The 5,051-nt window shown below is 59.1% G+C and carries 5 protein-coding genes; 1 reads left to right on the top strand and 4 read right to left on the bottom strand.

Translation table 11 applies throughout. The annotated features are described in order from the left end of the window. The 4 genes from H1Y01_RS09205 to sthA all read right to left on the bottom strand — a co-directional run. Nucleotides 1–1,212, bottom strand: a 1,212-nt coding sequence (locus H1Y01_RS09205; RefSeq protein ID WP_219341413.1) for a redoxin domain-containing protein, incomplete at its 3' end; no start/stop codon positions are given. After that, nucleotides 1,209–2,048 carry a tetratricopeptide repeat protein gene (locus H1Y01_RS09200; RefSeq protein ID WP_180540143.1) on the bottom strand — a complete coding sequence of 280 codons (840 nt, stop codon included), beginning with the start codon at nucleotides 2,046–2,048 and terminating at the stop codon, nucleotides 1,209–1,211. The genes H1Y01_RS09200 and H1Y01_RS09205, both read right to left, overlap by 4 nt. Before the next feature lie 12 nt (nucleotides 2,049–2,060). Beyond that, nucleotides 2,061–2,963: an ROK family protein gene (locus tag H1Y01_RS09195; RefSeq protein ID WP_180540144.1), complete on the bottom strand. Its 903-nt coding sequence runs from the start codon at nucleotides 2,961–2,963 to the stop codon at nucleotides 2,061–2,063. An 18-nt stretch (nucleotides 2,964–2,981) separates the two neighbouring features. Further along, nucleotides 2,982–4,373: a Si-specific NAD(P)(+) transhydrogenase gene (gene sthA / locus H1Y01_RS09190; protein ID WP_180540142.1), complete on the bottom strand. Its 1,392-nt coding sequence runs from the start codon at nucleotides 4,371–4,373 to the stop codon at nucleotides 2,982–2,984. A gap of 94 nt (nucleotides 4,374–4,467) precedes the next feature. Here sthA and H1Y01_RS09185 point away from each other — a divergent pair, with 94 nt between their 5' ends. Continuing rightward, entirely contained in the window at nucleotides 4,468–4,950 is a 483-nt protein-coding gene (locus H1Y01_RS09185) for a DinB family protein (RefSeq protein WP_180540141.1), read from the top strand. Nucleotides 4,951–5,051 lie beyond the last annotated feature (101 nt).

Raw genomic sequence — 5,051 nt, 5'->3', positions numbered from 1 at the left:
CGACTTCAACGCCGCCCGCAATTCCGGCTCTTCTCTACCGCCCCTGAAGTAGTGCGCAATCTTGCCGTCTTTATCGATGATGAACACCATCGGGATCGCACGAATGCCGTAGAGCCGGTGCGCCCGCTCGTCGCTATCGTCCAGCGTGGGCAGTTCTAACTCCTCTTTGTGTAGATAACGCTTCGCCGTCATCTTACCCTCATCGTTGACGCCAAACACCATTAGCCCCTTGCTCGCGAACTCGGAATTCAACTTAGCTACCGTCGGCAGTTCGTGCCGGCAAGGCGGGCACCACGTTGCCCAGAAGTTAAGCATCACCGGTTTACCGCGTAAGTCGCTCAGCTTGACCTTTTCGCCGTCGAGGGTCTTAAGTTCAAAATCGGGAGCCATGTGCCCCACCAACGCGACACCGGTCTGTCCGGGAATTTGCAGCTCCTCGACTAGCTTCGCGTTTTTCGGCGGCTCGAACGTGAACCGATCGTCCGGTACGTCACCCACCGTGAAATGGTCGAGCTGCAGCCAACTCCGCACCGTGACCCGCTGGCCCTCATTGGTTTGCACGTCGGCGATCATCATGCGTCCGATCGCCAACGTATCGGGGTCGAACACGATCTCCGTGCTCACGCCATTTCCCGCCAGCGCGTTCTTACTTTCGACGCGGATGACCGGCCACTTCCCTTTTTCGCCGTTGATCTTCAGACTGTCGTAACCGTAAAAGCCGGCCGTGCGCGCCGACGGGTAGAGATTCTTCAAGGTGCTGACGACGGCTCGCGCGTATTGCTCAACGATGTTATCGCCACCCCCGTTATCGTCTCCGCTATTAGCGGCCTCGACGGAAGTATCCGCGTTATCGCTCGCCGATTCTTCAACCATATACTGCTTCTTGGAGGGCACGAACGTCCACGTCTTCTGTCCATCGCAGACGATCACATATTCAGCCCCGCGCTTGGGATGAATCTTGAACAAATACCTGCCTTCTTCTCCAAACGCGACTTCGATTTTCGCTTCGCCGATAGGAGTCGCTGCGCTGGCATTGGGCTCCAGGCCGTCGATGACCATCTCGCCCGAGAACTCGTATCGCTTGGCGGCTCCGTATTTCTTCGAGATCGCTTGCAGCTTCTGCACCACGCTGAACGGAGCGGGCTGCAGGCCTTGCGGATCGGCCAACAAGCCTACAGCGAAAATCGGGAACAGCAATAACAAGCGCCTCACTGATCACTCCCGGTAACAACCAACGGTTTCAGAACCACCGAGCTTTCCTCGATCTTATTTTGGCGAAACAACACGCTGGCAAGATGACGGATCGCATCGGCATTCTGCGGGTCGCGCTTGAGTATATCGCGATAGACGGCTTCCGCCTCCGCGTATTTCTTATCGTTCTCGTAGAGCCGCGCGCGCTCCATCGGTGAGAAGACGGATGCAGCGCTCGCGTCCGTCCCGAGCGGTGCCGTGCGACGCGCATGCCGGATGACGAGCACCGTCCCGACGAGCAGACCAATGATCACAAGGATGCCGAGGATCGAACCCTTCCAACCCGTGCGAGGCGCTTCTAGTTCGTCATCGTCGAGCGTTTCGAAATCCGCAGGCGGGGGAGGCGGGAAAGGATTGATGACATCCGCCGCAACCACAGCGGGTTCCGCAGGCAATTCCGTTTCCTTGCTCTCCGGTGCAACGTCTTGAACCGGCCGCACCGCGATCGGCGCGGGTAGCAGGCGATCCAATTCAGCGATCACGCGCTGCAGGTTGGAATCGGTCCGCGTGAGCACAGCCAGGATCTGCTGAACGGTGCTCGCCTGTTCCACCGAACGCGCCTCCAGCCGGCTGATCCGGTCAAGGATCGACGTGTCTGGCGCAGTAACAACGCCGGAAGTACCCGAACTGCCGTTCAACGGGTCGCGCTCGTTCATCTGGTGCAGGAACCGGGTGGTCGTGCGGAGATTATCGAGCTCCGTTTCCTGCAGGCGCATGCGCTCACGCAGCTGCGCGATGGCGCGCATCAAAGAGTCCGCGTCGCTTGCGGTAAATCCGTCGGAATGGGAAGGAAGCATAATCCGGTGAAGCTAAGCTCCAGCGGCTAAGTGAGCGCTGATGGCGGCTCCGACGACGGCGATTTCGTCACTCGTCGGGATCACTTCAAAGACACTGCCCTGAAGTGGAGTCATCTTCACCATCTCATGCAAATACTGATTGAGCAAGGCGGTTTCCACGTAAATGGAATTCGGCCCGGTGATGTAGAATTTGCCGGGCTCGTCCTGATGGATCAGATTGGCGGTGGCGGCGGCCAGCGCGCGATGCCACATCTTGACGAACGCGGAAGTCTTCGGATCGCCGAGCCGGGCGCCGGCGAATACTTCCTCCGGCTCCATATCGAGAAAACGAAGCCGCATCGCCCGATACCCCATGATGCCTTCCAGGTGCCCGGCGCCGCCGCAGCCGCAGAACTGTTCTTTGGGATCGATGGTGATTACCATGTGACCGCACTCCCAGGCGCCTTGCACCCGCGGGAACCGGCCGAAGCCAATGCCGTTGCCCAGCGTCCACACGCGGGTAAGCTTCTCCAGGCTTCCCATCGCCGCGGCAACACCGGCGGCCATTGCGTCCGCGTCGTTCAGCACCAGCACCGGAGCCTTCGAGTTGACCCGGCCCAGCACGCAGCTCATCGACTCCGCGAGGTCAAGCCCTTTCGCTTGCTGAATATTGGGCGACTCCTGGACGACTCCGTTCCGCACAATGCCGGGGAAACCGACGCCCACCGCCTGAACCGCGTTGACATCGATCCCGGCCTCGGCGCTCACGCGAACCATTTCGTCGTAGATCACCGGCGCAATCGAGTCGGCGGGCATCGAGGGAAGGCCTTCGATGATGTGGACCTTCCCGCGAACCCGGTGCCCTTCAACTAACCCCACCGCGATGTGATCGGATGCCATCACGCCGATCGTGATGGAGCCGTTATTCTCTGCCATGGATCTCAAGTCCTCTGTCTATTGCAAACGGGCAAGCTTATTCAAGCCGTTGAACGCGGCTGCCTTATAGCACTCGGCAAGTGTTGGGTAATTGAAAACCGTCTCGACGAAATAGTCTACAGTGCCTCCCAGGATGAAAACCGCCTGACCGATGTGCAGCAACTCGGATGCCCCCTCGCCAATGATATGAATGCCGAGAATCAGGCGGGTTTCGCGGTGAAAAATGATCTTTAGGCGGCCGGTTGTGTCGCCGCGAATCTGGCCGCGCGCGATCTCGCGATAGTAGGCGACACCGACCTCATAAGGGACGTCCTCGTCGGTGAGCTGCTCTTCGGTTTTTCCGATAAACGAAATTTCCGGGATGGTGTAGATGCCGTAGGGGTAATTCGCCGGATTGGAATACGCAGGGATGTTGAAAGCGCGCGCCGCCGCGATCCGGCCCTGTTCCATGGAAACCGACGCGAGACTCGGGAAGCCGATCACATCGCCCACCGCAAAGATATTCGGCTGCCGGGTGTGGAAGTCACCATCGACAAGAATACGCCCGCGATTATCGGCCTCGATGCCGGCGCAGGCCAGGTTCATTTCGTCCACATTTCCCTGGCGTCCGACGGCATAGAGCAAGGCATCGCCGACGATCTTTTTCTTGCTCATCAGGTTGGCCACGACGCCGCCGGCGGCATTTTCTTCCACGCTTTCGACTTCTTCGTTCAAACGCATGGTGACGCGATGGTCGCGCAAATGATAAGACAGCGCTTCGACCATTTCCGAATCGGCGAACTCGAGCAACCGCGGGCGCTTCTCAACCAGGACGACACGCACGCCGAGGGTCGCGAACATGCACGTATACTCGACGCCGATCACGCCGCCGCCGACCACGATTAGCGACTTGGGAATCTCCGGCATCTGGAGAACCTGATCGCTGTTGATGATGGTGGTGCCGTTCAGCGGAACCTTGGCCGAATCGGCCGGGCGGGTTCCCGTGGCGATCACGACGTGCGGCGCCTCGATCTCGGTGATGCCGCGCGTCCCGGTAACTTTAATCGTGGTGGGGCCGGTGAAGGAAGCCGTGCCGAACATGATGTCGACATTGTTGCGAGTGAGCTGGGCTTGCGTGACATCCGCTTCCGTCTTGATCACGTGCTGGACGCGGAAGGAAAGATCGGACATGGAGATCTTCTCCTTGACGCGATAATTCATGCCGTAGATGCTCTGATACATGTAGCCGGAAAGGTGCATGACGGCTTCCCGGAGCGTCTTGCTGGGGATCGTGCCGGTGTTGATGCAGTTGCCGCCAAGCACTTCGCGCCGCTCGACCACGACGACACGCTTGCCGGATTTGGAGCCCTGAATTGCGGCGCGCTGGCCCGCGGGCCCAGAGCCGATTACGATGAGGTCGTAGCTTTGCATCGGTCCGTACTAGTTTATTTGATCGGAAGAACGGTTGTGGATCCAGTTCGGTTTTCACGGTTGGGACACCGTTACAGGTCGATACACTTTGTTCATGCAAAGAGACGGGCAGGATTCGCTGCGCAAAAATCTGATTGAGCTTCTGAAGACGGGGAATGCGCACGCCGCATTCGAGGAGGCAGTGGAAGGGATTCCACCCGAGCATCGCGGCGCAAAGCCGGCGGGTTCACCGCACACGCTGTGGCAGCTGGTGGAGCATCTGCGATTGGCGCAGCACGACATTCTGGAATTCAGCCGCGATCCGAAGCATGAGTCCCCGCCATTCCCCGATGGTTACTGGCCGAAAGACGAGGCGCCTCCGAATGACCGCGCGTGGAGTGAGACGATCCAGCACTTTCGAGCGGACCTGGATGCGTTCGTTGGGTTGCTTGAGGATTCTAAAGATCTGACCGCGCCGATTCCGCACGCCCCGGAGGGTCAGTCGCTATTGCGCGAGGCTTTGACTCTGGCGGATCATAATAGCTATCACCTCGGGCAGATTGCGTTGATAAGGAAGATGCTGGGGAATTGGAAGTAAGGTCCGGCCTCCGCTTATTTTGCGATGGCCTCAGTCGTAAACATCGCGCCGATGTGCGATCCGAGTAACGCTTAAGCTTCTTGCAGCCCGGCGGGCGCGGC

Source organism: Nevskia soli, from assembly GCF_903970205.1.
In the GTDB taxonomy this organism is placed as follows: Bacteria; Acidobacteriota; Terriglobia; order Bryobacterales; family Bryobacteraceae; genus Bog-113.
Note: the sequence above shows the minus strand (reverse complement) of the source record. Positions and strands in the feature narration are given on the sequence as shown.

What these genes read in the sequence shown, in the direction of transcription:
- H1Y01_RS09200 (WP_180540143.1), bottom strand. Translation starts at nt 2,048, where the DNA reads ATGCTTCCTTCCCATTCCGACGGATTTACCGCAAGCGACGCGGACTCT.
- H1Y01_RS09195 (WP_180540144.1), bottom strand. Translation starts at nt 2,963, where the DNA reads ATGGCAGAGAATAACGGCTCCATCACGATCGGCGTGATGGCATCCGAT.
- sthA (WP_180540142.1), bottom strand. Translation starts at nt 4,373, where the DNA reads ATGCAAAGCTACGACCTCATCGTAATCGGCTCTGGGCCCGCGGGCCAG.
- H1Y01_RS09185 (WP_180540141.1), top strand. Translation starts at nt 4,468, where the DNA reads ATGCAAAGAGACGGGCAGGATTCGCTGCGCAAAAATCTGATTGAGCTT.